The organism is Paenibacillus amylolyticus (assembly GCF_001570725.1).
Taxonomy (GTDB): domain Bacteria; phylum Bacillota; class Bacilli; order Paenibacillales; family Paenibacillaceae; genus Paenibacillus; species Paenibacillus amylolyticus_A.
Genome location: NZ_BCNV01000005.1, coordinates 460,204 through 486,064 on the forward strand (window position 1 = coordinate 460,204; position 25,861 = coordinate 486,064).

Sequence of the window (25,861 nt, forward strand, 5' to 3'; positions counted from 1 at the left end):
TCAGCATCCTTGCGTTAAATCCAGTATACCTTGTTCGCGAAAATATGCCTAAATCAACCTTTTTTGATAACGCTATCATTTTATATTGAACTTTGGTGGTAAACAGTGTAGCGTAAAGATGGGAAGTGAACCCATATGAACGTAAACTCACCTAAAGGGAGCGTGCGAGGCGAATGAAATCTTTTCTGGATGAACAATTTTTGCTGCACAATGAAACGGCGGTCAAGTTATATGAGGATTATGCCAAAGACATGCCGATTATTGACTATCATTGCCACCTCAGTCCTCAGGAGATCTACGAGAACAAAACCTTTGGCAATCTTACAGAGGCCTGGTTATACGGTGATCACTACAAATGGCGGCTCATGCGCGCGAACGGAATTGAAGAGCAATATGTGACAGGTGGCGAAGGAGTGACCGATTACGATCGTTTCCTGGCATACGCCAAAACGGTACCCATGATGATTGGTAATCCGCTGTATGCGTGGTCTCATCTGGAATTACAGCGTTACTTCGGCGTCTACGAAGTTCTTAATGAGACAAGCGCACCAGCCATCTGGGAAAAAGTAAATGCCAAACTCAATAGTGACGGATTCGGTGCACGTGATCTGATTACCAAATCCAATGTCACGGTTGTATGCACAACCGATGATCCTACCGATTCACTGGAGTATCATCTGAAGATTCAGGAGATCGAAGGCTTTAATACAGCCGTATTGCCATCCTTCCGTCCGGATAAAGGGCTGGAGTTGAACCGCGATACCTTCACCGAATGGGTGGGCAAGTTGTCACAGGCATCCGGTACCGCGATTTCCGATTATGATTCCTTCCTTACCGCACTGGAGTCCCGAGTGGAATTCTTCCATTCCGTAGGCGGCAGAGTCTCTGACCATGCACTCGATTATGTTCCTTACGGTGTGGCTACGCGAGAAGAAGCGGCTGCGATTTTTGCAAAGGCACTTGCAGGTCAGAAAGTAACTCGTGAAGAAGAGGACAAGTACAAGACGGTAACGCTGACGTTCCTCGGCAAACTGTATGCAGAGCGAGGCTGGGTGATGCAGTTCCACATCAATGCAGCCCGCAACAACAACACGCGCATGTTTGCCAAGCTTGGGCCGGATACCGGTTACGATTCCGTAAATGATACACCGCTATCGTCAGCGATGATTGGATTGCTCGACGCGTTGGAACAGCAGCAGGCGTTGCCCAAAACGATTCTGTATTCCTTGAATCCAAGGGATAATGAAGTGCTCGCTGCCATTATTGGCAGCTTCCAAGGCGGGGGCATTCCTGGCAAAGTCCAGCTTGGTGCGGCCTGGTGGTTCAATGATACAAAGGACGGCATGCTCGCTCAGATGAAAGCACTGGCGAATGTGGGTCTGCTCAGCCGATTTGTTGGCATGCTGACCGATTCACGCAGCTTCCTGTCCTACACACGGCATGAATATTTCCGTCGGCTGGTCTGCAATCTCATTGGTGAATGGGCTGAACAGGGCGAGGCACCGCAGGATATGGAGCTGCTCGGCCAGATCGTACAGGGCATCGCTTACAACAATGCGAAAGAATATTTCCCGTTTGCCTCAGTGCTTAAAACGGTCTCTGCTTCACAATCTTGATACTTAACAAGCACACCTAAGCATGTAAGTTATGCAAAAACAGAGCTATCATGTTTCTTCTTTTCCATCGTAATAAAAAGCTCCTATTATATATCCGGGTCTTTATCCACCGGAGTATAGAATGGGAGCTTTTTGTAAGTTGAATTCATGGAATTGCACATAATAAGTATAGAAAGCTCCAATGACGGCAAAATGACAAACCCCATAACAAGCGCATGTAAGCTCTTGTTATGGGGTTATATTGGTTATTTTTAGATGTTTGACTTTGGCTTCTTTCGGGAATATACTTAGTACACCTAATTAATTGTACATCTATTTAATCGTGATGCTATTTAATAGATGTCCTATGATGTTGGATGTCTATGGAATGATAAAGAAAGAAGGAGGAACCCATTATGACTGGTATTGATCCGGTCGCTCAGAAGCTTTTATACTCCATCATGCAGTTTAATAAAGGCAAATGGAGGCAACATAAACCTCATGGGCGCAATCACAATGAAATTATGGTGCTCGGTTGTTTGCTCCACGGGATGCATCCGGGAGAGCGGTTGAATTGGCAGGATAACCCACCTGATTTCAATGACACGATCCAATCCAATCATCCCGGGATGAAAGTCTCGGAAATCAGTGCTTTGCTACGAGTGAAATCACCAACCATTACACCGGTGATTCGAGGCCTTGAGGACGAAGGGTTGGTCGAACGGACCATGGACCCGGAGGATCGACGTGCAGTGCGCATTACGATTACGGAAGCAGGCCGTGCTATTATTCGGGCTGCTCACGAAGAGCGCATGCAAATATTTAACAAGTTGGTTGCGCATCTGGGTGAGGACGATAGCCTTCAATTGGCCGAGTTGTTAACCAAGGTGTATACCTTTTTCGATACACTGCCTTCCCTGGAAAAAGATGATTCGACACAAGGAGATGATACGCCATGATGAAACTGTTTCGCATGCTGAAGCCATACCGAATTCCGATTATCTTCATTCTGGTTTTGGTACTGTTTCAGTCGCTTGCTGAATTGTACCTGCCTACACTAATGGCGGATATCGTGAATGACGGCATTATTAAGGGAGATATCCCGTATATCTGGCAGATTGGTGGGTGGATGCTGGTCATTGCGATTGGCGGAACAGCATGTTCGGTAATTGCCAGTTACCTCTCATCCCGCACAGCGGGTGGGTTTGCCAAACAACTGCGTAGCAGAGTATTCCGTCATGTGGAGAACTTTTCGCTCCAGGAGTTCGATAAGATGGGTACTGCTTCACTGATTACGCGTACAACGAATGACATTACGCAGGTACAGAACGTACTTACGATGATGCTACGCATGATGATTATGGCTCCATTGATGTGTATCGGGGGTATCTTCATGGCGGTATCTCAGGACGCCAAATTATCTACGATTTTCCTGGTCGTGCTTCCGGTACTGGGCGGAGCCATTGCGCTGATTGGTGCCAAGGGTTTACCTTTGTTCAAAACCATTCAGAAAAAGCTGGACCGACTCAACCTGGTGCTGCGTGAGCAGTTAACAGGGATTCGGGTTGTTCGTTCCTTTAACCGTGGGGAGCATGAGAAAGTGCGCTTTAACGGGGCCAATACAGAACTGAGAGATTCATCGATCAAAGTTAATGTGCTCATGGCGACCATTATGCCTGTGATGATGCTGGTTATGAACTTTTCGATGATTGCCATCCTTTATTTTGGTGGACTTCGGATCGACAGCGGCAATATGAACATCGGTGCATTGATTGCCTTCATCCAGTATGCAATGCAAATCATGTTCTCACTTATTATGGTTTCGATGATCTTTGTCATGATTCCAAGAGCTTCAGCATCGGCAGAACGGATCAACGAAGTGCTTGATATGCAGCCGGATCTTAGCAACCCCGAGCAACCTCGTGGTATGCAATCCATGCAGGGTATGATTGAGTTTGACAATGTAACTTTCCGTTATCCGGGCGCAGAGAATCCAGCTTTGTCCGATATCTCCTTTACAGCTCGCTCAGGTGAGACAACAGCCATCATTGGCGGTACGGGTTCTGGGAAATCGACATTGCTCAGTCTTATTCCACGATTCTACGATGTGACTGAAGGCAGTGTTCGGGTAAATGGTACGGATGTGCGTGAGCTTCGGCAGGAAGATCTTCGTGCCAAAATTGGCTTTGTACCGCAGAAGGCAGTCCTCTTCACAGGTACGATTACGGAAAATATCCGTCACGGGAAAGACGATGCCACAATGGATGAAGTTGTTCATGCAGCCCGTACGGCTCAGGCAGAGAATTTCATTACCGAGATGAAAGATGGATATGACAGCCTTATCGCACAAGGCGGTAACAACGTCTCTGGTGGACAAAAGCAACGTCTGTCCATCGCTCGCGCACTTGTTCGCCGTCCGGAAGTCTATATCTTTGATGACAGTTTCTCTGCTCTCGATTTCAAAACGGATGCTAAACTTCGTGCTGCGCTGAAGTCCGAAACGACAGAAGCGGCTGTGCTGATTGTAGCCCAGCGCGTAAGTACAGTAATGGATGCCGATCGCATTCTAGTGATGGATGAGGGCCGAATTGTCGGTTCAGGAACACATAAAGAGCTGCTGGAGCACAATGAAGTGTATCGCGAGATTGTATCCTCCCAGCTGACAGAGGAGGAGATCGCATGAGTGAACGTACAGAACGCAAGTCGCCTCGTCCACCTGGTGGGCCGGGTCCTGGTCCCGGAATGGGCATGCGACCTCCCGCTGAGAAAGCGAAAGATTTCAAAGGTACATTGCGGCGCTTGATTCGTTATCTCCAGCCCCATAGTTCTCGTCTGTTAGGTGTGCTGGTTGCAGCCATCTTGAGTACCGTATTCAGCATCATCAGTCCAAAAGTTATGGCAGAAGGAACGGATATTCTCAGTAAAGGCGCCATTGCCATCCTCCAGGGTGTACAGGGAGCCGGGATTGATTTTCCTGCATTGATGAAAGTATTATACCTGCTTGGCGGACTCTATCTGTTCAGTGCTGCATTTATGTATGTTCAGCAATACCTGATGGCCGGTGTGGCCCAGCGTGTTGTGTATGACATGCGTGAGCAGATCAGTGCCAAGGTTGGACGTCTTCCTTTGAAATATTTTGACTCCCGCACAACTGGGGAGACACTTAGCCGTGCCACGAATGACGTGGACAATATCAGTAATACACTTCAGCAAAGTTTGGCACAGTTCATTACGTCCATCGTCACGATTGTCGGCGTAATTATCATGATGTTGACGATTAGTCCATGGATGACACTGATCACGATTTTGACGCTGCCACTCAGTGTAGTTGTTGTCATGCTGGTCGCTTCCCGTTCGCAAAAACACTTTGCCGGTCAACAGAAATCCCTTGGGGAACTGAATGGTCATGTCGAAGAGATGTATACGGGACACAAGGTTGTCAAAGCATTTGGACGTGAAGAACAATCCGTACAGCAATTCGAGAAGGTCAATGAAGAACTGTATGAATCCGGCTGGAAAGCCCAGTTTATCTCCGGTATCATTATGCCGCTCATGAGTTTTGTTGGTAACCTGGGTTATGTGCTGATCTGTGTAGTTGGTGGGATTTTCGTTACACGCGGATTGATCTCTATCGGGGATATTCTGGCCTTCACACAGTACTCCCGTCAATTCACACAACCGATTAACCAGATTGCGAATATCTCCAATATCATTCAATCAACGATTGCTTCGGCGGAACGTGTATTCGAGTTGCTGGATGAAGAGGAAGAAGTTCCAGAGTCCAAACAACCCGTGCAATTACAACAGCCTAAAGGTGCGGTTACGTTCCAAGGTGTTAATTTTGGATATAAAGAAAACGAACTGCTCATTCATAACATGAATATTGATGTAAAACCGGGACAGACGGTAGCCATTGTTGGACCAACGGGAGCTGGTAAAACTACCCTGATCAACCTGTTAATGCGTTTCTACGAAATTCAGGATGGTCGGATTACGATTGATGGTGCCAATATCGAGGACATGGAACGTGGCAAGCTGCGTAGTCTGTTTGGCATGGTGCTTCAGGATACCTGGTTGTTTAACGGAACGATTCGGGACAACATCGCCTATGGTCGAGAAGGTTCTACGGAAGAGGATGTAATCAAGGCAGCCGTTGCGGCACATGCGGATCACTTTATCCGTACACTGCCTGATGGTTATGACACAGTGCTGAATGAAGAGGCATCGAACATCTCTCAAGGGCAGAAACAGTTGCTGACGATTGCACGAGCGATTCTGGCGAACCCAGCTATCCTCATTCTGGATGAAGCGACGAGTAGCGTGGATACACGGACCGAAGTATTTATCCAGAAAGCGATGAATGATCTGATGAAGGATCGCACAAGCTTTGTCATTGCACACCGTTTGTCCACTATTCGCGGCGCCGATCTGATCCTGGTTATGGATCATGGTAACGTGATTGAACAGGGCAATCATGAGGAATTAATGGCAAGTCAGGGCTTCTATGCGGATCTGTATAATAGTCAGTTTGCGGAGCAACAACCACAGGCGATCTAAGATTACAGATGTAATTAAAAAGAATAGCCGGGAGCACCCTAATAGGGTTCCCGGCTATTTGTCGTATCTCCAGAGGATTGACGTGAGATATGAATTATTTATTTACTGATCCTTAGATTTCTTGGCAGGTTCATCTACCTCGTTGCTAGAGATCGACTTCACTTCTATCTTCGCGTCGTCGCTATTCACTTCCTCCAGTGCAGACGGAGCGGGTTCACCCGGGATCAATTCGCGCTGCTCAATCATGCGTTTGACGACTTCATAACAGTCATCCACGTGTTTGTTACCCACATAGCGCATGGCTGTAAAGCTGAGTGCGGCTGCCAATCCCTGTCCTGCAAAGGGGACAAATTTGGCGACTGATTTGGTGGCTACGCGTACTCCGACTCTTTGCAGAACCTGTACCACCAATTCCTTAGTGATCATGCGACCGATAACTTTGCTTCCGATGGACATCACGAATCCATAGATCATGGATTTGGTCTCGGGGTCCATGCCGTCCAGCTGTTTTTGCGATAATCCGAATTTATTGTTAATGGCAGGCAACAGCTGCATCAGCATTCCCACATCAGCCAGTACGTCTGTACCGGGCAGCGGAACGAGTGTTGTACCGGCGGAAGCGGTAGCTCTTTTGCGAACCATGGTACGGCATTCCTTGCGAACTTGCTCCAATTGTTCCAACGTTGCCGGAATCATAGGGAATCCCTCCATTCGTATATGGTATAGATATAACCGTTTTGACTCATTTTGAATGGGTTCTCACCAGCAAAATTTGCAACCTTATGACATAAGGTGTGGAGAAACCTTTTTTCTCATGCATACTATTACGAATGAATGCCGATTAGGGTGCATACTTAATTGGGAAACCTATTTTGGATCATGATGAGCGAGTAGCGCAGGGCTTGTTTACGGCTTCAACCTTTGTGGGTAAAGGGTAACAAGCATTGGAATGGAGGAAGAGAAGGATGGAGTTTAACAAAGCGTTGTTAATTCATCATCATCATTCGGGCAAGGCCAATCGTGAGAATACGGTGGGTATGGTGGCTGGTGTGCTGGCTCCTGCTGTTCACGAACTCGTCATTGTGCGCACGGATGAACCGGGTGAGGGAGAGAAGCTGTGTCGTGAGCGCGGGGAACAATTCGATGTGGTATTTATCCTGGGTGGGGATGGCACGGTGCATGAATGTGTGAATGGACTGGCTGATCTGCAACATCCTCCGTTGATTGGTGTATTGCCTGGAGGCACTTGTAATGACTTTGCGCGTTCGCTCGGCCTTTCACCGGATGCAGAGACTGCCGCACAAGAAATACTGGCAGGTCGGGTGATATCCATTGATGTTGGACGAGCTAATGATCGGGTGTTCACGAACTTTTTTGGCATTGGCTTAATCAGTGATGCATCGCAGAATATTAACGAGAATCTGAAAGGCGCGCTGGGTAAGCTCAGTTATTTTATCAGCACGTTACAGACAATCAGTCATACAGAGCCGTTTCGATATCAACTGGAGGCTGATGGGAAAGAGATAGAAGGCGAAGCTGTGATGATCTACGCAGCCAACGGCCGTTTTCTAGGAACCAATGCATTACCCTTTGCACCAGATGCGTTGCAGGATGGGGAGCTGGACGTACTCATTATTCATGAGACAGGCATTCCGCTGCTGCGAGAGATACTATCGCACAAGCCGGAGGGAGATTGGCAACCTCAGAGTGAGAGCATTTCATACTTCAAGGCATCTGCGCTAAAAGTGAAGACAGATACGCCGATGTCAGCCGATACGGATGGCGAATTATATATGAAGACACCCGCCGAGCTGTCGGTGCTGACGGGTCATCTGAAGTTTCTAACCGGGGAGGGGTATTAAATCCCCGGTTTTTTAGTTTGATTTTAGCTGATCGGAAACTCAATCATTCCCTGTCTGATCTTTCATATGACGTTGTCTAAACTCATCCTCCAACATGCTCATCTGAATCGCATCATGGTATTGATGATTGTAGAACAAGACATCCCGCTTCACACCCTCGCGCTGGAATCCAAGCTTCTCATACGTGCGAATGGCTCGCTCGTTGAAGGCGTACACCTCAAGCTCAATTCGATGCAAGTTACAGATGCCGAAGCCGTAGTCCAGCATAAGCAGTAACGCCTCGCTACCATAGCCTTTTCCTTGCTGCTCCGCCTGATCGATGGCAACCCGGATGTGTGCACTGCGATTTTTGGCATGCATGTCCATCAGGACGACATCTCCGATGATTTGGTCATTTTCCTGCAAAGCAATCAGTAGCATCAGTCTGGAGTCATCTTGTGCAGCGTTTTCAACATAACGTTCAACCTGAACGCGTGTGAAACTGTTCTGTGTACCCGTCAGCCTACGCATCTCCGCGTCAAACAGACTGGGGAAATAAACATCCACATCTGTAATCTCGAAAGGACGCAGGTATATGCGCGACGTTTCTAGCAGACGGGGGATACGTGGGGATGGTTTTGAATGTGACATAAGTTGTTTCCTCCTAAAATATTAACGGAATAACGGTTCAACATTCCATATTTCATCTTGTGGGTTCATCGGCCAACGTATAGAAGGGTCTTTAGTTCCGCTTAACCGCTCCATCCAGAAACAGGGCCACCAGTTCCTGCGCAAGTTCCTCAATGCTGCCACCATTCATGTTGCGTACATCTTCGCGGTTCGCGAGCATCAGCAGTGATGTAAACGCATGGGCAAGTAGCATGGGGTTCCCGACCCGCAAATAACCATTGTCCATCTCCTTCTGAAAATGGGTGGCTAGCACTTCAAATATGCGAACCTCTGCTTCCCGAATCTGAGCGAGTTGCTCCGTATCTAGATGTTTCTCGGCTTCTCGCATCATGGTCTCCGTTTCAATATGGGAGTGTTGCATCTTCGCTTCCGCAACCTTAATCAGCCGCTCTTGCAGCGTACCAGGTTCATCCAGACGGAGCGAAGTCTGCTGCATGCCCATTGCCATCATGCGGGTAATGGCAACGGTGAACAGATCGGCTTTGCTGGAGAAGTGATAATAGATCGATGCTTTGGTTACATTGCATAATGAAGCAATCTGTTGGAGAGAGACAGGTTCATACCCATACTCCATAAACAGACGTGAAGCAGTCAACAATATGTTGGATTGCACAGATGCTTGATCCGCACCCGATTTGGGTCTACCCGGTGACCGGGGAATGTTTGTTTTTTTGCTCATGGGTACATACCTCTTTACGTATTAAATTGCTTGTTAGACGTGTTCACAAAAATAACGATTGCATAATTAACCTTCCGGTATATATAATTAACTCGATTATACTATGACCCGTGGTTCATTACTATAACATCACAAAAATAGGGCCTCATAGAAACAATATAGGGAGATGAAGAGACGATGCAGGAAGGTTCGGGTTATGACCGCTGGGTTGCTGGCAAACGAAGCAAATGGATTACGCTGTTGGTATGGATCATTATCGCCGTTGTGCTTGGTATGGTATGGCCTGCTGTAGGTGATCGTGAAACTAATAACGCGCAGGATCTAAGTGAGTCCAAACCATCAGTTCAGGCAGCTGCACTTGCTGAGAAGGAATTTCCTGGCGGCGAAGGACTGCCCGCACTGATCGTATGGCGTCAAGCCGGCGGTCTGACGGATGAGCAGATTCAGAACATTCAGGCATTAACGGAGCGACTGGATCAAGATCCGGTAGAACAACAGCAGTCCGTTGTGCCACTTTATCAATTGCCGCCACAGGCATTGAAAGGCCAGCTTTCGGAAGACGGAAGCACCTTGGTTATGCCACTTTTCTTCAATGAAGGTGCCGATTCGGAACAATTGAAGGAAGGTATTGAAGCGCTTGAGCAAAAAACACAAGACATCTTCGGGGCGAACCCGTTCGATGTAGCTATAGATGATACTAATACATTGGTTGCCCGTGTGACAGGGCCAGTAGGGATATCCATTGATGCGAGCGGACTTTTCTCCTCCGCCGATGTATCCTTGCTAATCGCTACCGTTGTACTGGTATTAGTCCTGCTGTTGTTGATCTATCGTTCGCCGGTATTGGCGATTATCCCGATCATTGCCGTTGGTTTCGCATATATGGTGACAAGCCCCATTCTCGGATTCATGGCGGATCAGGGCTGGATCACGGTGGACGCACAGTCGATCTCGATCATGACCGTATTGTTATTTGGAGCAGGAACGGATTACTGTCTGTTCATGATCTCCAGATACCGCCAAATTCTCTATCATGAGCCGGATAAAAAGAAAGCCATCTTCCAGGCAATTACCGGATCTTCCGGCGCCATTGCCATGAGTGGATTCACGGTCGTTGCAGCACTACTGGTGCTGTTGCTGGCTGAATATGGTGCATATCATCGCTTTGCCGTACCATTCAGTCTGTCCATCTTTATTATGTTTATTGCAAGTCTGACGCTGGTTCCAGCGCTTCTCGCAATCTTCGGTCGGGGTTCATTCTACCCGTTCGTACCGCGTACCCATGAGATGGAAGTGGAACGTGCGAAGAAAAAAGGCAAACCGGCTCCTGCCCCGCGCAAAGTGAAGGAAAGCTGGATTGGCCGTATTGTAGTAACGAAGCCATGGACCGTTCTTGCAATTACGTTGGTATTGCTGGGAGGACTGGCGGCGTTCTCTACTCAGGTGAAATTCACCTACGATCTGTTGTCTTCATTCCCAGAGGATGTGCCTTCCCGCGAAGGTTTCACCGTCATCGGCGAACAATTCTCTCAAGGTGAGCTGGCTCCAGTCAAAGTGATCGTGGATGCCGAAGGCAAAGAAACCGATCTGAAGCAGCGTCTCGAATCGCTGGATTACATTAGCAAAGTAGGCGATGCTCAACAGGGTGCCGAGAATGCCAACATTACCGCCTTTGATGTGGAGTTCAATCTGAATCCATATTCCATGGAGGCAATGCAGCATATCCCGGATCTGCGAGCTACTGCGGAACAGGCGCTTCAAGATGCCGGAGTAACCAATGCGAACAGTAATGTCTGGCTCGATGGTCAGACGGCTGAACAGTATGACATTGAAGTAGCTGGAGAACGGGATGCCAAGATCATTATTCCAGTGGTCATCGGTATGATTACTTTGTTGTTACTATTATACTTGCGTTCCGTTGTGGCCACGGCGTATCTGATTGCAACGGTTGTTCTGTCGTATTTCTCTGCACTGGGTCTGGGTTGGATCATCATTCACTACGGACTTGGCGCAGATGCCATTCAGGGAGCGATTCCGCTGTATTCCTTTGTATTCCTCGTGGCACTGGGTGAAGACTACAACATCTTCATGATCTCTAGCATCTGGCAGAAACGTAAAACGATGCCGCTTCGTCAAGCGATTAGAGAAGGTGTTGGCGAGACAAGCTCTGTTATTACATCTGCGGGTCTGATCTTGGCAGGAACATTTGCAGTACTTGCTACATTGCCAATTCAGGTGTTGGTGCAGTTTGGTATAATTACAGCTGTTGGTGTGATGTTGGATACCTTCTTGGTTCGTCCGTTCATGGTACCGGCGATCACCGCATTGCTGGGTAAATGGGCCTTCTGGCCAGGAAAGTATGTTCCAATTGCAGAGAAGAATGAAGAGAAACAGAACCAGTCCGTGTAATGCATGGATTGGGTGAGGTGGACGGCGAGGCTTCAAGCTTGCTGTCCATTTCTTTATTTTTATAGCATTGAGAGTAGAACGGTATGTCCTCCTGAGATGGAATGGTGGAACTGTAAAATATCCGCAGGATGAGGTGTGATCCTTGTTTTCTTTGCATGGGGAAGGTTTACGTAGTCAAGGGTTTTGGGACATAATAGAGGAAGCGTCGGCTTAGGGCAGACGGATGAATTAACAACAATGGGACAACCAGGGGAAGGATGAAAGCAAGCATGACGAACCAACTTAATGTGTATTTCAACCATGACGGCGGCGTGGATGACCTCGTATCGCTGTTCATGCTTCTGCAAATGGACAATGTACATGTAACCGGCGTATCGGTTATTCCGGCAGACGGATATCTGGAGCCAGCAACAGATGCCAGCCGTAAAATTATCGATCGTTTCGGTACATATTCCGTAGAGGTATCCAAATCCAACTCCAGAGGGAAAAATCCTTTTCCTGCGGCGTGGAGACTGCATTCCTTCTATGTAGATGCACTTCCAGTACTGAACGAGTCCGGCAAAATGGAAGCGCCACTTTCTGCTGTTCCGGCACACCAGCATCTGATCGAGAAAGTGCGCAATACCGAAGGCAAAACGTTGCTTCTGTTCACAGGCCCACTGACGGACCTTGCGCGTGCACTGGACGAAGCACCAGACATTGAAGAGAAGATCGACAAGCTGGTATGGATGGGCGGCACATTCGAGCGTGGTAACGTAGAAGAGCCTGAGCATGACGGCACAGCTGAATGGAACGTATTCTGGGACCCGGAAGCGGCTTACCGTGTATGGCAGAGTGGTATCCAGATCGATCTGGTTGCACTGGAAAGCACGAACAAAGTACCTCTGACTCCAGCCGTTCGTAACCGCTGGGCAGCAGAGCGTCGCTTTGAAGGCGTTGACTTCTTGGGTAACTGTTACGCAGGTTGTCCGCCACTGGTGTACAGTGAGACGAATTCCACATACTATCTGTGGGATGTGTTGACAACGGCTTCCGTTGGACGCGAGGACATCGTGAAGAAGAAAACGGTAAACTGTATTGTCATCCCGGATGGTCCTAGCCAGGGCCGCACGGTGGAGCAAGCAGACGGACGCCCAGTACAACTGGTGTATGATACCGATCCGGAAGCGTTCTTTACGTATATGACGGATTTGGGTAAAAAAGCTGCTCCGCAGCGCTACTAATTCAGGCAACCGTAAGGCTTGCCATCTTTAAAGGTACAACAAAAATAAAGCCGCAGGCAGTGTCCGGAAATGGGGTTGACCCCCATGTTCCCGTCCCTGCCGTGCGGCTTTTTTGTTGTGGGCTGATCTATATAGATTGAACAATCATTTTACACGAGAACGTAGAGGACAGAAATAACCTGAAGAAGCGAAGCTAAAAGCTTTCTGCAAGAAAGCTACTTCGTAAGCATATACTTCGCCTTTATCCTCAGATTTTCACCATTGTAAAATTGAATCAAAAAATCTGAGGATAACAGCGATCGGAAGGTTGTTCTGTCATCGAAGTGGCAAGTGTGAATATTCTTTAGTTCAATCTATATAGCATTCTAAGCTGCTTGCTATATTTTAAATCGATTAATCAATCCGTTCAGCTCACTGGACAATACTCGGAGAGATTCTGCGGATGCACTCATTTCATCCATGGATTGAAGCTGGCTTCCGGTAGCGTGCGACACCTTCTGGATACTCGAAGAGGATTCACGCGAGATATGCTCCATGTCCTCCACGGATGCGGACACTTCTTCTGCACTGGCAGACAGCTGCTCGGATGCTGCGGATACTTCATGCAGACGTTCATTGATTGTCTCAATCCCGGTATGAATGGATGTGAACGAACGGCCTGCCTCCTGAACGACAGTGAGACCGGACTGTACAGCTGTTGTGCTGGCTGACATATGTTCCGACAACAAGGCAGTCTGGCGTGTCATCTCCGCAATTAGTTCGGTTACATGCTGGGACGATTGCTCTGATTCCCCCGCAAGCTTGCGAACCTCTGAGGCAACCACCGCAAACCCGCTGCCATACTCTCCTGCACGAGCGGCTTCAATACTCGCATTAAGTGCGAGCAGATTGGTCTGTGAAGCGATACCTTTCATTAGATGTGCCACCGACTCAATTTTATCGGAATACTGCTCCAGTTGGGAGGTGGAGGCGACCATCTGCACATTCGCCTGATGAATTTTGTCCATACTGTCCATCGCTGTGTTGATGTTGGCTTGACCTTGTACTGCGTTATTGGTTGTTTCCTGCGAGACATCTGCGACCATGGAGGAAGAATTCGCAATGTGCTGCATGCTGCGCGTAATTTCTTCCATGGCTACTGTAACTTCGCCCGCACGAGCCACCTGTTCAGCAGCCCCACTGGCTGTATGATTCGTATGCTCGGCAATGCGCTGACTGGCTTCCGCAGTCGCTTGTGAATGTTTCGATACTCCTTCTGCGGCTTGTAGCAGAGAATCAGAGCTTTGACGGATGCCCGTCATGACATCCCGGGTACCTGTGACCAGATGTTTGAACTCGGAAGCGAGCTGTCCGACCTCATCCTTTCGTCCAAGTTCGACGTTGACGGTCAAGTCGCCTTTGCCCACCTGAGCAATTAACTTCTTCAGCTTCACCAATGGACGGGTCAAGTAGTGGGCGAATCCATACACCAACAAGACACTGAGCAGCACAATCGCCAGCGCTGTCCAGATCATGGTCATACGGTTGCGAGACATCAGTTCATAGACCGCAGTGGAGTCCAGATCCGCACCGACCAGGCCCAGCACTTTCCCGTCATCCCCATGGATCGGCACATACGCTGTAATGGTAGCGCCATATTCATCCTGGGTGAGTTCACCTCGAATAGGTTCATTCTGCTCAAAAGCCTGTAGCATTCCCTCGTAAGGGGTCTCTTCTGCGGAACCGTAAGGAGAGAAGTCGTCCTCTGCCACATCAGCAGCGGCCCCATCCACAACGTAGAAATACGTAGCAGTTCCATTTTCTTCGCGTGTACCAAGGGTGTACAGATACTTGAGTCCATTGGCTTCACGCAGCTGACTGAGCTGCTCACGCAAAGTGCCATAATACGCTGTTTGGTCCTGTCCAGTACTGAGTGGTACATACAGGGAGGTATCAATTAATGCTGCTGCCCGTTCAGCTACAGCCTGTGCCTGCATACCCATGGATTGCTCGACCAGTTGAGCCGATGAACGGTACATCGTAATGCCAAGAACCGCACCCGCGGCCAGCATCAGACAGGAAAAAAATAAAAAGATCCGCATAAACAAACTGTTCATTGGTAAAAGTGTTCCCCCTTGATATGTTGGATGAATCGTCTCTGTATCTCTTTACTTTGTTACTGGTCGTTCTTTTTTTGTTCGTATGTATTGTATTTCAAATGTACAGTTTTCTACTTGAAATATCGGCATCTGGGCGATAAAGAATTAGCTCCCGAGTCAATTTGATTCGGGAGCTAATTCCGTTTGATTCTATAGGTTATTACATCGTTCCGCCGCCCTGGCGAATGGAGGCAGGAATCTTTTCAGGTCCCTGATTAATATATTTATTGATAAAAGTACCCACTTTGGCATCGTCGAATTGGTCGAGCTTCATCGTTTTGGTCCATGCGGTCACGACAACTTCACTGCCTTCGGGGATATCCTTATTTGGTACAGCCAGTATCCCGGCTCCAGCTTCGCGGAATTTAGCGAGGTATTTCAGGTGCTCCTTCAAGTCCTCGCTTGCGTTCTCACGATAATAGATGATGATATCCCCGTGCTCCAGATTGTGCACCAGGTAATTATAGCCCGGGAAGTCGGTGTAAAATCCAAATTTGATATCATGCGGGTTATGCGGCCCCGATGTTGGGATTGTCATCTCATACTGGATCGGGTCTTCTGTATGGTCTGCGCCATAGTATTTATCGTCAGTCACATCGATTGTCGCGTTGGACGCCAGATCGGCTACATCATATTTTGCCCCTGCACCCTGTAGGAAGAACAGACCAAACGTAACAATCGACACAGCCATCAATACATGTGCTACCAGCCGAAGGGATCGACTTTTTTTCTGGATGCCCGCCCGTTCTTTCTTTTTCATGTGACCCAGGATTTTGCCCTGTGTGCGTGATGCCCAGATATAAGCGGCGATGGAGAACAGCAACACGATTGCACCTACGATGAGCCACAGGTAGGATGTACCTGCTTCGTGCTCCATTTGCATATGATTCATATGAGACATGTCCATAGAGAGTTCCTCTGCTTTCTTTGTAAAATAATTGATCAATACACTACATTATGTAGTGTTAATTACAACAGTGAATCCTCTCATTACTTAACGGGAGTTACTGGGTTCGTGGTTGTTACGTAAATAAGAACATACCTATTGCACTACACATTATAGTGTATGATACATGCTCAGCGCAATGCTGCCTTGGAAAACCAAATAAAGGCGTTCCCCGCGTGAGCAGGGAACGCCTAAATATAAATTTAAAGAGTCAGTAAAATTTTATTTATTGAAATAACCATTTACACGAAACGTAGAGGACAGAATAGCTTTATTCCAACTGAACTATTTTACAGACGTCCAAAAGGCGAAAGCATCAGGCCGATTAGTCCAATAATAACTTCACCCAACAATTGATACACAATAAAGAACACGACCACATTGGCAATCAGCACGCTGTACATACTGTCGATGGCTGCTTTGGTACGATTCAGTGGATATTGGAATAGCACCGAGTTCAGAGCGACAAAGATAATGATATACGAGACAGCAAGCAATGAGATCGCGATGGAATACGAGATGATAATAAACAGATTCGCCAGAACAAGGGATACGACAGCAGGAACAAGCAATGTACCGAACTGGGCAACCAGTGTTTTGGGACGGAATGTTATTTTTTCAATCTTCAGAATAGCGTACATCAGTGCAATCGAGGCAATCAGGATAATGGCGGTGAACAACAGCGGCCGAATAAATCCACCAATGAACAAGCCATCCATGCCTATACGGCTAAAGGTAATTAAGAAGTATGTAGAAGATAGGACTGCAATCAGCGCCATCGTTAGCCATCCGTTTAGTGAATGCTGATCACCAACGGTTTTCATTGCCTGATAAGGACGGGCCAATACACTGAGGAAATAGGATAGATACTGTTTGCTTACTTCTTTGGCTTGCTGAACTTTCTCATTCTGCACGATATTATTCCACTGATTGGAGCTGTTGTCTCCTGCAGAAGCATGATCCTGGGTGTCTGTTGAATCTGTAGACTGTTGCTTCTGAGTAGAGACAGATGGTGTGTTGGATGGAACGGGTGCCTGTGAAGATGTGGCTTGCGTACTGGACCAACGGGTGTATTCGGGTTCTGAAGCAGCAGATTCCGGGTTCGGTACAGGAGATGGCGAAGAAACTGTTTGCGTCAGATTAGAGCCGCACCTTTCGCAAAAATGGGCATCGCCATTTTCATGATTACATACTGGACATTTCATGGGTTAAGCCTCCAATTTCTAGAAAATAAAAACAGGTAAACATTGTGTCTCATTTTAACGGTTGATGACGAAGTTTGTCTATGTTTCGCAGGAATTAATACCCCTACAGAGCGAAAGTTGAAACGAAGACTCGAATGCTGTGTATTAAAACGGGGTTTAGAAGCAACAATAGTATAGGAATGACATGCAGGCATATTAATGTAAATTCACTGTGGTATAAGACGAATTGTTTTCGGCGAATAATGTCTCATCGTTCGCTTTTATGTGTTATTCTCATGTTAACTATATCTTTTGGGTTGCCTATGATCGTATATTTATGTATAATCAATCGTGTTAACACGTCGAATGTACGGTAGTAAGAGATGTGGGTGAGTTCATGGAACTACTGGACAGCAATGAGAGCAAGAAGAAGATGTGCCAGTATTATAACGAAATTTCGAAGGAACTGTTCGGATTTGGCACCACTCTCCTGAGAGTGACCATTGACCAGAATATTGTGACCTTCTACGCGAAGCACCGACGTTCACCGCGCTCTGATGCCCTGGAAGGGGAGGCCCCCGGCTTAAAGCTGGAAGTGGACTTCCGCATGTCTGTCTTATATAAGAAGAAATTCCGGGAGAAGCTCGAGCAACACATGGGTTTGCCAATTGAAGCTATATTGCGGGATTATGATGCGTCCACCCAGTGGGCCATCACGAATGTGATTCTGGAACAGGCCTAAGGATGGATCGGCAGGATTAATTCTTGTTGATGTATACGGAGGTTATGGCCAGATTCATGATCAAATTCCGTACAATTTCATATGATGGCGTCTGTCTTCGGATTGATTCTGAAGCAGAAACCGATGATGTACCGGCAGCGGGTGTCGCTTTCCTTTGTTTACGAAGAAAAGTGTTCTTGTTTATACAAGAGCGCTTTTCTTTTTGTTTTTTTTCATACACATCACATATATCAGGGGGAATCAGGATCATGATGAAAAAGTGGATTAGCGGTTTGGCAGCAGTGGCAATGACATCGGTATTACTTGCAGGTTGTGGCAGCAGCACAGAGGATGCAACAGGCGGATCAGGCAGTGGGGGAACAGCAGCTACCAAATTGGTTATCTCCACTTGGGGATTCTCGGAAGATTTCTTCAATGAATCGGTATTTGGTCCTTTTGAAAAAGAACATAATGTAGACATCGTGCTCGAAGTCGGCAATAACGCTGAACGTCTGAATAAAATCCGTCAGGGTACATCGAATGTCGATGTCATCTACCTTTCTGACTACTATGCACAACAAGGTATTGATGAAGGTCTGTTTGAGAAAATCGATCGCTCCAAAATTCCAAATGTAAATGACATTTATGATATTGCCAAAGCACCACTTGGTGAAGATTATGGCCCGGCCTACACAGTTGGACAGCTCGGTATCGCTTATAACCCGGACCTCGTTTCCAAAGAAGTGACTTCATGGAGTGACCTGTGGGACCCAGCGTTCGAAGGTAACCTGACGATCCCGAATATTACGGCAACGGCTGGCCCAATGGTTGTGGATGCAGCTTCCCGTGTAGCTGGAAATGATACGTTTAATGAAGATGTGGCATTTGCTGAACTGAAAAAACTGAGCGGTAATGTGGTGAAATTCTACAGCCAAACGTCCGAGTTCGTGAACATGTTCTCCCAGGAAGAGATTGCAGGCGGACCGATCATGGAAATGTATTTCAAAGATCTGAAAGCAGCTATTCCTAATGCAAAGTTTGTTACACCTAGCGAAGGTGCATATGCCGTGATGAACACGATCAATGTCGTGAAAGGCAGCAAAAACAAAGAGCTGGCTGAAGAGTTCATCAACTGGCAGCTGAGTCAGGATGTACAAGCGAAATCTGCTAAAGCTAAAGTCGATTCCCCAGTAAACACCAAGGTTGAACTGACTGCTGAAGAAGCAGAAGGCGTAACATATGGCGCTGACGTTGTTGAGAAGTTGAACAAGCTGGATATGGAATTCGTGAATCAACAAGTTAAAGGCTGGACAGATCGCTGGAACCGTGAAATTGCACAATAAACAAACCGAGTTTCTTAAAAGTTATCTATGATCTATATAGGTTCAACTAAACTTTTTACACGAGAACGGAGAGGACAGAAATAATGTGAAGAAGCGAAGCGTTCGCCTAAAAGCTTTCTGAAAGAAAGCTGCTTCGGAAGCATACGCTATCCTCGGATTTTCCCTTTGAAAAAGGGAATTAAAAAAATCTGGGGATAACAGCGATCGGAATGTTATTCTGTCATCGGAGTGGTAAGTGTAAATATTCTTTAGTTGAACTTATATCATTTGCAGCAAGCAACCATATCACCGCATAGGAGTTGAGAACGGATGAGTGAAGCGCTGAATCGCGTCATTCTTGATGTGGACACGGGGATTGACGATGCACTGGCGATTTTGCTGGCGGTCAAAAGCCGGAAGCTGGACATCCTCGGTATCACCACAGTCTGTGGGAACGTATCACTCCAGCAGGCAACAGAGAATACGTGCAAGATCCTTGAACTTGCGGGTGCACCAGCGATTCCGGTGATTGCAGGAGCAGCTGGACCACTCACTCGCAAGTCGCATTATGAACACCGGGTACATGGGCAAGACGGATTGGGCGGTGCACTGCCTGATCCGGCCGTATCTAAGAAAGCCGAGGAAGGTTTTGCACCAGACTTTATCGTGGAGCAAGCCAAGTTGTATCCAGGCGAAGTGACATTAATTATGACCGCACCCTTAACGAACTTGGCACTCGCGCTGATGAAGTGTCCTGAATTGCCTTCTTTATTGAAGGAAGTCATCTTCATGGGTGGCGTAGTTCGCGGACATGGCAACATTACACCAACAGCCGAGTACAACACATACGCTGATCCAGAGGCCGCACGCATTGTACTGCATGCAGGCATCGAGAAGCTTACTCAAGTTGGACTGGATGTGACGCGTCAAACGCTGCTAAATGAAGCAACGATTGAGCGTCTCACTGATCCTGCACTCCGCGCGTACGTGGCTCAGAGCACGGAGATTTACATCAACCGTTATGAACAAATGAACGGCGTCCGCGCTTGCGCTTTACATGATCCACTAGCCGTGGGCGTAGCCCTTGCCCCGGAACTGGTAGGACGCAAATCGTATTACGTCGACGTCGAAACCGCCAGCCGCCTGTGCGATGGCCAGATGGTATGCGACTTCCAAAACCGTCTGGGCGAGCAACCCAATACCCTCGTCTGCGAAACCGTAGACGCAGAAGCATTCCTTGAACTGTTTATCAACGTGTTAAACGCGTAGTTGCTCTGCCCCAATTAGATATTTATACGATTGCGGAGAGTGCAGAACCGATCTGGAGAAGCGAAGCGTTCCCCTTTATCCCCCGATTTTTACCTATGAAAGTGAATCAATAAATCGGGGGATAACAGGGATCGAAGGACGGTACTGCAATCGGAGTATTCAAGTATCAATCTCGAATTAAATTTACAAGTCAGGAGTATCGCGATGAAGAAATCAGTAATCTACTGGCTATTGCTGCCGGGATTCGTGTTTTTGGCGGCATTTATGATCATTCCGATTGTCCTGACGATCGGGTCGACGTTTTTCCAAGAAAACTCCTTCACGTTTGAAGGATACATGCATTTTTTCAGAGACCCATACTTTTTGAAAATATTGCTTACGACGCTGCAAGTCAGCGTGGTCACCACCATCGTCTGTGTGGTGCTCGGATTCCCGACAGCTTATTATATTTCGCAGAAAGCACCGCGCCGCAAAGGCATTTTGCTGGCACTGGCGATCTTCCCGCTGCTGACGAGCCCGGTCGTGCGCTCGTTCAGCTGGATGATCATCCTTGGACGCAAAGGGTTGATCAATAACACCCTTGTTGGCCTGGGTATCGTGGACAAGCCGCTGGATATTCTGTACACGCCGGCAGCGATGATGATTGGTCTGACGCATCTGTTCCTGCCACTGATGATTATCTCTCTGGTCGGTGTACTTGAGAACATTGACGGTGACCTGCTCAAAGCAGCACAAAGTCTGGGTGCATCTCGCATTACGGCATTCCGCCGGGTCGTATTCCCACTGGCTGTGCCAGGACTTGTAATCGGAGCTGTGCTTGTCTTTGTCGGAAGCCTGACGGCGTATACCACACCTGCCCTCCTAGGAGGTAAGCAACGCGTGATTGCTACGTTCCTGTATCAGAACGCCATGACCCTCAACGACTGGTATCTGGCCTCGGTTGTTGCCGCGATTATGATTGTGATTACATTTGTCGTCGTCGGTGTCATGAACAAAATGGCCAAAACTTTAAATCCGAAGGGGTAGACATATGCGGGAGAAACATATCGGGCTGGGCCTGTTCAGTCTGCTGGTCTTTATCTTTCTGCTGGGCCCGCTTCTGATCATATCGGTCACTTCGTTTGAACCGGGAACGGTACTCAAATTTCCGCCGGAAGGGTTCTCCCTCCGCTGGTATGAGAATATTTTCAACACAGGCGGTTTCCTCCGCACATTCCAGACGTCCATCATCATTTCCCTTTTGGGGAACCTGTTGGCACTGGTGCTCGGAGTTCCGGCTGCGTATGCACTTAGTCGTTACGATTTCAAAGGCAAGTCCGTGCTGAACGCACTGTTCCTTTCCCCGGTACTAATTCCGGGAATCGTGCTTGGTTTTACATTGATGAAATACCTGATCGTAATCTACCATCTGCCGATGTACCTCGGATTGTTGATTGGTCATACGATTATCATGCTTCCATTTATCATTCGAGTTATCGCGTCGAGTCTGTCGAGCTTTGACTTTGCAGTGGAAGAAGCTGCGCTGAGTCTTGGTGCGGGACGGGTAAGAACGTTCTTCACGATCGTGCTTCCTAACATCCGCTCAGGAATTATTGCTGCCGTTCTGATTGCCTTCTTGGAGTCCTTCAACAACGTGGACATCTCGGTGTTCATGACCGGACCAGGGGTAAGCACATTACCGATCCAGATGCTGACGTATGTGGAGAATTATTTTGACCCAACGATTGCAGCGATTTCCGTGCTGTTGATGGTACTGACCGGACTCTTAATGTTCGTGATCGAACGGATCATGGGCGGATTTTCATACTTTACTAAACGTTAATTGGAGGCGCAGAACGCTATGGCATTGCTGACATTAGACCACGTATCCGTGGCATACGATAAGCAGACAATCCTGAAGGATTTTCAGTTGGAGCTGGAAAAAGGTAAACTGCTCTCCCTGCTCGGACCGAGCGGTTGCGGCAAAACAACTACGCTGCGCCTCATCGCCGGATTTCTGGAAGCATCACAGGGCAAGTTTATGTTCGGCGGCAAGGATTATACGAAGGTTCCGGCGAACAAGCGGAACTTCGGATTTGTATTTCAGAGTTATGCCTTATTTCCGCATCTGTCTGTCTATGACAACGTGGCCTTTGGCCTGCGGATGCGTAAAGTAAAAGACAAGGATATCTCTTCCCGTGTGATGCGAATCCTGGAAGTCGTTAACCTGAATGGATTTGAGAAACGTTTTCCACAAGAACTGTCCGGTGGACAGCGTCAGCGTGTGGCGATTGCTCGTGCATTGGTGATTGAACCTGACCTGCTCTTGTTCGACGAACCACTCAGTAACCTGGATGCCAACCTGCGCCTTAACATGCGGGTGGAGATTCGCCGTATTCAGCAAGAGCTGGGCATTACAACGCTGTATGTCTCTCATGACCAGGAAGAGTGCTTCTCAATCTCGGATCAGGTAGCGATTATGAACAAAGGCGTGGTTGAGCAGCTTGACCGCCCGGAAACGATTTTTAAATATCCGGCAACGGAGTTTGTAGCACGATTCATCGGGTTCCATAATTTCATTGAATTCGCTGAGCGTACTGATGCAGGTGAAGTGATTACACTGACCGCAGGTGGACGCACGTTTACAGCAACAGCCCATCCTGGAACAGCACGTCCTGGTGCACGTAAAGGCGCGATTCGCCCGGATGATCTTATCGTTAGTGGAGATACCTCTGCGGATGTGGTGAATGCTTTGCCGGGGATTATCAAAGTCAGTACGTATTTGGGACGCAGTTATCAGTATGTAATCGAGACGGAACTGGGTGACTTTACAGCAAATCAGGAGATGGAAACACCGTACCTTAGTGGGCAGCGTGTTAGCCTGATCTTCCCACAGGACAAGCTTGTGCTGGTGGAGTAGTCGTGAATGTAGGAATAGCTTGAAGAAATAAGAGCAGCAAAGAAGGCATTTCATACGAGGATTCCGGACGAGGCAGTGGTACACAATCAAGTGCATTGCATCAGATTAAAGTGCAGGTTCATTGTCCAGTCCGGATCGCCGTGAAATGCTTGTGAAGAAGGAGATTATGCCCCATGCGTGCAGATCAACTAATTGTGAATGTACATGTGTATAACAGTTATTATAAACGGTTTGAAATGAACAACGTCGCTGTGTTGGACGGCAGATTCCTATATGTTGGACCCGGCGGACCTGAGTTGATTCAGGCAGATGAAGTCATCGATGCGCGGGGAAGATACATGATTCCTGGCTTGATCGATATCCATCTGCATATCGAAAGTACGATGGTGACACCGGAAACCTTCTCTCATGGTCTGATTGGCTGCGGGGTAACGTCCATTGTAGCTGAACCTCATGAGATGGCAAATGTGTTCGGGCTGGAAGGTGTGCAGGAGATGATGGCTGCGAGTCGGGAGACGACCGTGGACATGTTCTATGCGATCCCAAGCTCGGTTCCAGCGACCCCGATGGAGACAACAGGTGGTTCGATTGAGATTGAAGATATGGATGTGTTGCTCGCGACTGGCGAGATCATCTGTCTGGGCGAGATCATGAACTATGTCGATGTCATCCGTGATCCAGAGTGCAAGACGAACCAGATTTTACAGCATATTCGCAAAAACTATCCCGATCTTGTGATTGAAGGTCACACACCGAAACTGCTTGGACTCGATCTGCATCGACTTATCTACGCAGGTATCGATTCCGATCATACCCATCAGAGCATTGAGGGATTACAGGCGCGGATTGCGGCAGGTATGTTTATTGAAATTCAGGAGAAATCGATGACCCCGGAAGTCATGGAGTACCTGATTCAACATGATGTGGCGCAGCATTTCTGCTTCGTAACGGATGATGTGATGCCGGATTCACTGGTGGAGCATGGTCATCTGGATCATATTGTACGTAAAGCAATTCAGATGGGGATGCGTCCGGAAGATGCGGTCTATGCAGCAACATCTACTCCTGCTTCCCGGATGAAAATGACCGATCGTGGCAGCGTGGCACCAGGCAAAGTGGCCGATTATGTGTTGCTATCCAACCTGGAAGAGCTTTCGATTGATCAGGTGTACAAAAACGGCCGCAAAGCTTATGACAATTCCGAACCGTATAAGCAACAACGAGTAACCGGGCAATTTCCACCTCACTTCTATAAGAGTGTGCAATTGGAGAAGCTGGGCGTAGCAGATTTTGCAATTCAGTTGTCAGACCCGAAAGTCAGTGGAGCAAGTGTTGATCTCGCTGATGAAGGTGAGTACCAATGCCGTGTCATGATGGTGAAGGATGGTTCTACTTTCGTGGAAGAGCATATTGCACCGGTTCAGTCTTCGGATGGCGAATTGCTATGGGAAGAAAGCGGATATGCGCAGATCGCGACCTTTGAACGTTATGGCGTGAACGGCAATCATGCACACGGTCTGATCGGTGGAGACACCATCAAACGCGGTGCCATTGCAACAACATATTCACACGACAATCACAACCTGCTGGTTGTAGGACTTAATCGTGATGATATGATATTGGCAGCTAACACAGTGATTTCGAGCCAGGGTGGCTTCTGTGTGGTGGAAGACGGCAAGGTGCTATCCCATCTGGAACTTCCCGTAGGTGGCATTTTGACGGAAGAACCACTGGCAGTGGTATCCCATCAAGTGAAGGAACTGAGAGCAGCGATGTTGTCTCTTGGATATGTGCATTACAACCCGATCATGTCGATCAGTACTCACTCTCTTGCGGTAAGTCCGGCACTGAAGATCACGGACCATGGCCTGATTGATGTGAATGCAGGTAAGGTTGTATCGTTGATTGTATAAGTGGATAGACACTTCTGGTGGTCTGCTTGGGATGATCCATTCGATTATTCGTTATTATATCGTTTGTGTGTTCTATAAGAAAAAGAAGCCCCAGTTCACTCAGGTGAGCCGGGGCTTCTTTTTCACGGATTCATATTCGTATTATCATGTTCGTGTACTTATATATAATCCGAATCCCGCTTATTTTAATTTCTCTGGATTTTTCACCTTAATGGAGACCACTTCCCCGCAATCCAAACAAACGGTATATACTCTTTCCGAACCAATTGATAATTTCTTATCCAATGGACGAAGATTGATGAAGTCGGATGCCTGTACGAAAGACGTGCTTCCACAATCGGTGCATTTCTTTACAGAAGTACTCATATGTTCATTCCACCTTTGTATCATTTTGGATGTGTTCTTTAATAAATTATATTCCAGTAACTGGAATGAGGCAATCATTGATTATCCACGGCTATTCAGATTTAATCAT

At 47.6% G+C, this 25,861-nt stretch carries 21 protein-coding genes; 14 read left to right on the top strand and 7 right to left on the bottom strand.

Annotation, left to right across the window (positions count from 1 at the left end; genetic code table 11):
• Positions 1-173 precede the first annotated feature (173 nt).
• The 4 genes from uxaC to PAHA3_RS22050 all read left to right on the top strand — a co-directional run bounded on the left by uxaC (position 174) and on the right by PAHA3_RS22050 (position 6,152).
• Positions 174-1,616 carry a glucuronate isomerase gene (uxaC, locus tag PAHA3_RS22035; RefSeq protein ID WP_062836810.1) on the top strand — a complete coding sequence of 481 codons (1,443 nt, stop codon included), beginning with the start codon at positions 174-176 and terminating at the stop codon, positions 1,614-1,616.
• Between the two features lie 395 nt (positions 1,617-2,011).
• Positions 2,012-2,554, top strand: coding sequence for a MarR family winged helix-turn-helix transcriptional regulator (locus tag PAHA3_RS22040; RefSeq protein WP_062836811.1), 543 nt, complete (start codon positions 2,012-2,014; stop codon positions 2,552-2,554).
• A complete protein-coding gene (locus PAHA3_RS22045; RefSeq protein WP_062836812.1) occupies positions 2,551-4,278 on the top strand; it encodes an ABC transporter ATP-binding protein in 1,728 nt (575 codons plus the stop codon). The genes PAHA3_RS22040 and PAHA3_RS22045 overlap by 4 nt, the downstream gene beginning before the upstream one ends.
• Positions 4,275-6,152: an ABC transporter ATP-binding protein gene (locus PAHA3_RS22050; protein WP_062836813.1), complete on the top strand. Its 1,878-nt coding sequence runs from the start codon at positions 4,275-4,277 to the stop codon at positions 6,150-6,152. The genes PAHA3_RS22045 and PAHA3_RS22050 overlap by 4 nt, the downstream gene beginning before the upstream one ends.
• Before the next feature lie 102 nt (positions 6,153-6,254).
• Here PAHA3_RS22050 and PAHA3_RS22055 read toward each other — a convergent pair whose 3' ends face one another.
• Complete coding sequence (locus PAHA3_RS22055) at positions 6,255-6,848, bottom strand: hypothetical protein (RefSeq protein WP_062836814.1); 594 nt, start codon at positions 6,846-6,848, stop codon at positions 6,255-6,257.
• Positions 6,849-7,117: 269 nt separating this feature from the next.
• Between PAHA3_RS22055 and PAHA3_RS22060 the strand changes: the two genes are divergently transcribed.
• Positions 7,118-8,014, top strand: coding sequence for a diacylglycerol/lipid kinase family protein (locus PAHA3_RS22060; protein WP_062836815.1), 897 nt, complete (start codon positions 7,118-7,120; stop codon positions 8,012-8,014).
• A 39-nt stretch (positions 8,015-8,053) separates the two neighbouring features.
• On the opposite strand, the gene PAHA3_RS22065 is transcribed toward PAHA3_RS22060, so the two are convergent.
• On the bottom strand, positions 8,054-8,644 hold the full coding sequence (locus PAHA3_RS22065) for a GNAT family N-acetyltransferase (RefSeq protein WP_062836816.1): 591 nt from the start codon (positions 8,642-8,644) through the stop codon (positions 8,054-8,056).
• 91 nt (positions 8,645-8,735) lie between these two features.
• Positions 8,736-9,362, bottom strand: coding sequence for a TetR/AcrR family transcriptional regulator (locus PAHA3_RS22070; RefSeq protein WP_062836817.1), 627 nt, complete (start codon positions 9,360-9,362; stop codon positions 8,736-8,738).
• Positions 9,363-9,539: 177 nt separating this feature from the next.
• Between PAHA3_RS22070 and PAHA3_RS22075 the strand changes: the two genes are divergently transcribed.
• Positions 9,540-11,771: an MMPL family transporter gene (locus tag PAHA3_RS22075; RefSeq protein WP_062836818.1), complete on the top strand. Its 2,232-nt coding sequence runs from the start codon at positions 9,540-9,542 to the stop codon at positions 11,769-11,771.
• Positions 11,772-12,040: 269 nt separating this feature from the next.
• On the top strand, positions 12,041-12,994 hold the full coding sequence (locus tag PAHA3_RS22080) for a nucleoside hydrolase (RefSeq protein ID WP_017691781.1): 954 nt from the start codon (positions 12,041-12,043) through the stop codon (positions 12,992-12,994).
• 377 nt (positions 12,995-13,371) lie between these two features.
• Here the strand turns inward: PAHA3_RS22080 and PAHA3_RS22085 are convergent, their stop codons facing one another.
• The 3 genes from PAHA3_RS22085 to PAHA3_RS22095 form a co-directional block, all read right to left on the bottom strand.
• Positions 13,372-15,090, bottom strand: a complete 1,719-nt coding sequence (locus PAHA3_RS22085) for a methyl-accepting chemotaxis protein (RefSeq protein ID WP_062836819.1) — start codon at positions 15,088-15,090, stop codon at positions 13,372-13,374.
• Positions 15,091-15,292: 202 nt separating this feature from the next.
• A complete protein-coding gene (locus tag PAHA3_RS22090; RefSeq protein WP_167350925.1) occupies positions 15,293-16,024 on the bottom strand; it encodes a DUF3105 domain-containing protein in 732 nt (243 codons plus the stop codon).
• Positions 16,025-16,368: 344 nt separating this feature from the next.
• A complete protein-coding gene (locus tag PAHA3_RS22095; RefSeq protein WP_062836821.1) occupies positions 16,369-17,283 on the bottom strand; it encodes a zinc ribbon domain-containing protein in 915 nt (304 codons plus the stop codon).
• 376 nt (positions 17,284-17,659) lie between these two features.
• Between PAHA3_RS22095 and PAHA3_RS22100 the strand changes: the two genes are divergently transcribed.
• The 7 genes from PAHA3_RS22100 to PAHA3_RS22130 all read left to right on the top strand — a co-directional run bounded on the left by PAHA3_RS22100 (position 17,660) and on the right by PAHA3_RS22130 (position 25,386).
• Entirely contained in the window at positions 17,660-18,004 is a 345-nt protein-coding gene (locus tag PAHA3_RS22100) for a Na-translocating system protein MpsC family protein (protein ID WP_017691786.1), read from the top strand.
• 251 nt (positions 18,005-18,255) lie between these two features.
• Positions 18,256-19,326, top strand: a complete 1,071-nt coding sequence (locus PAHA3_RS22105) for an ABC transporter substrate-binding protein (protein WP_062837113.1) — start codon at positions 18,256-18,258, stop codon at positions 19,324-19,326.
• 309 nt (positions 19,327-19,635) lie between these two features.
• Positions 19,636-20,574 (top strand): nucleoside hydrolase, encoded by a 939-nt coding sequence (locus PAHA3_RS22110; RefSeq protein WP_235599531.1) that lies wholly within the window; start codon positions 19,636-19,638, stop codon positions 20,572-20,574.
• Between the two features lie 204 nt (positions 20,575-20,778).
• Positions 20,779-21,600, top strand: coding sequence for an ABC transporter permease (locus PAHA3_RS22115; protein WP_036612869.1), 822 nt, complete (start codon positions 20,779-20,781; stop codon positions 21,598-21,600).
• A 4-nt stretch (positions 21,601-21,604) separates the two neighbouring features.
• Positions 21,605-22,396, top strand: a complete 792-nt coding sequence (locus PAHA3_RS22120) for an ABC transporter permease (protein WP_062836822.1) — start codon at positions 21,605-21,607, stop codon at positions 22,394-22,396.
• 18 nt (positions 22,397-22,414) lie between these two features.
• Positions 22,415-23,473, top strand: coding sequence for an ABC transporter ATP-binding protein (locus PAHA3_RS22125; RefSeq protein WP_062836823.1), 1,059 nt, complete (start codon positions 22,415-22,417; stop codon positions 23,471-23,473).
• 173 nt (positions 23,474-23,646) lie between these two features.
• Positions 23,647-25,386 carry an adenine deaminase C-terminal domain-containing protein gene (locus PAHA3_RS22130; RefSeq protein WP_062836824.1) on the top strand — a complete coding sequence of 580 codons (1,740 nt, stop codon included), beginning with the start codon at positions 23,647-23,649 and terminating at the stop codon, positions 25,384-25,386.
• A 180-nt stretch (positions 25,387-25,566) separates the two neighbouring features.
• On the opposite strand, the gene PAHA3_RS30020 is transcribed toward PAHA3_RS22130, so the two are convergent.
• Positions 25,567-25,752 carry a hypothetical protein gene (locus PAHA3_RS30020; protein ID WP_076332428.1) on the bottom strand — a complete coding sequence of 62 codons (186 nt, stop codon included), beginning with the start codon at positions 25,750-25,752 and terminating at the stop codon, positions 25,567-25,569.
• Between the last annotated feature and the right edge of the window lie 109 nt (positions 25,753-25,861).

Bases quoted from the DNA above. Each gene is read 5' to 3' on its own strand.
- uxaC (WP_062836810.1), top strand. From the start codon at position 174: ATGAAATCTTTTCTGGATGAACAATTTTTGCTGCACAATGAAACGGCG.
- PAHA3_RS22040 (WP_062836811.1), top strand. From the start codon at position 2,012: ATGACTGGTATTGATCCGGTCGCTCAGAAGCTTTTATACTCCATCATG.
- PAHA3_RS22045 (WP_062836812.1), top strand. From the start codon at position 2,551: ATGATGAAACTGTTTCGCATGCTGAAGCCATACCGAATTCCGATTATC.
- PAHA3_RS22050 (WP_062836813.1), top strand. From the start codon at position 4,275: ATGAGTGAACGTACAGAACGCAAGTCGCCTCGTCCACCTGGTGGGCCG.
- PAHA3_RS22055 (WP_062836814.1), bottom strand. From the start codon at position 6,848: ATGATTCCGGCAACGTTGGAACAATTGGAGCAAGTTCGCAAGGAATGC.
- PAHA3_RS22060 (WP_062836815.1), top strand. From the start codon at position 7,118: ATGGAGTTTAACAAAGCGTTGTTAATTCATCATCATCATTCGGGCAAG.
- PAHA3_RS22065 (WP_062836816.1), bottom strand. From the start codon at position 8,644: ATGTCACATTCAAAACCATCCCCACGTATCCCCCGTCTGCTAGAAACG.
- PAHA3_RS22070 (WP_062836817.1), bottom strand. From the start codon at position 9,362: ATGAGCAAAAAAACAAACATTCCCCGGTCACCGGGTAGACCCAAATCG.
- PAHA3_RS22075 (WP_062836818.1), top strand. From the start codon at position 9,540: ATGCAGGAAGGTTCGGGTTATGACCGCTGGGTTGCTGGCAAACGAAGC.
- PAHA3_RS22080 (WP_017691781.1), top strand. From the start codon at position 12,041: ATGACGAACCAACTTAATGTGTATTTCAACCATGACGGCGGCGTGGAT.
- PAHA3_RS22085 (WP_062836819.1), bottom strand. From the start codon at position 15,090: ATGAACAGTTTGTTTATGCGGATCTTTTTATTTTTTTCCTGTCTGATG.
- PAHA3_RS22090 (WP_167350925.1), bottom strand. From the start codon at position 16,024: ATGAATCATATGCAAATGGAGCACGAAGCAGGTACATCCTACCTGTGG.
- PAHA3_RS22095 (WP_062836821.1), bottom strand. From the start codon at position 17,283: ATGAAATGTCCAGTATGTAATCATGAAAATGGCGATGCCCATTTTTGC.
- PAHA3_RS22100 (WP_017691786.1), top strand. From the start codon at position 17,660: ATGGAACTACTGGACAGCAATGAGAGCAAGAAGAAGATGTGCCAGTAT.
- PAHA3_RS22105 (WP_062837113.1), top strand. From the start codon at position 18,256: ATGAAAAAGTGGATTAGCGGTTTGGCAGCAGTGGCAATGACATCGGTA.
- PAHA3_RS22110 (WP_235599531.1), top strand. From the start codon at position 19,636: ATGAGTGAAGCGCTGAATCGCGTCATTCTTGATGTGGACACGGGGATT.
- PAHA3_RS22115 (WP_036612869.1), top strand. From the start codon at position 20,779: ATGAAGAAATCAGTAATCTACTGGCTATTGCTGCCGGGATTCGTGTTT.
- PAHA3_RS22120 (WP_062836822.1), top strand. From the start codon at position 21,605: ATGCGGGAGAAACATATCGGGCTGGGCCTGTTCAGTCTGCTGGTCTTT.
- PAHA3_RS22125 (WP_062836823.1), top strand. From the start codon at position 22,415: ATGGCATTGCTGACATTAGACCACGTATCCGTGGCATACGATAAGCAG.
- PAHA3_RS22130 (WP_062836824.1), top strand. From the start codon at position 23,647: ATGCGTGCAGATCAACTAATTGTGAATGTACATGTGTATAACAGTTAT.
- PAHA3_RS30020 (WP_076332428.1), bottom strand. From the start codon at position 25,752: ATGAGTACTTCTGTAAAGAAATGCACCGATTGTGGAAGCACGTCTTTC.